Source organism: Gilvimarinus sp. 1_MG-2023, assembly GCF_030548285.1.
In genome coordinates this window covers 1-559 of record NZ_JAUOSC010000058.1, presented here as the reverse complement: position 1 = coordinate 559, position 559 = coordinate 1, and the positions used below count along the sequence as shown (strand labels likewise).

General features: G+C 59.7%; 1 pseudogene. It reads right to left on the bottom strand.

The window, feature by feature from the left end:
• Window positions 1–559, bottom strand: a pseudogene (locus tag Q4563_RS15630) (phosphoribosylformylglycinamidine synthase); the annotation flags it as partial.

Below are 559 nucleotides of genomic sequence, written 5' to 3'. Positions count from 1 at the left end.
GCTATCGCCCTGTTCGTTGGTGTCTTGCCAGCGGGTTTTCATCGACATGGAGTCTTTGCCCACTGGAATGGTCACTTGCAGCTCGGGGCAGAGCTCCATCCCAACGGCTTTTACCGTGGCGTACAGTTTCTCGTCTTCACCCTCGTGACCAGCCGCACACATCCAGTTGGCTGACAACTTGATGTCGGCTATCCGGGCAATCGGTGCCGCCGCCAGGTTGGTGATGGCTTCCGCCACTGCCAGTCGACCGGATGCCGGTGCATCCAGCAATGCAACCGGAGTACGCTCCCCCATCGCCATGGCTTCACCGACATAACTGTCGTAAGACGCAGTGGTTACCGCCACGTCTGCGACTGGCACCTGCCAAGGGCCAACAAACTGGTCACGGGCAACGGTACCGGTAATGGAGCGGTCACCAATGGTGATCAGAAAGGACTTGCTGGCAACCGTTGGCAAGGTCAGTACCCGCTCCGCCGCTTCGGCCAGATCAATACCTGTCGTATCAAACGGCGTTGCCGCTGTGGCACGAGTGCTGGCATCCCGGTGCATACGCGGTGGC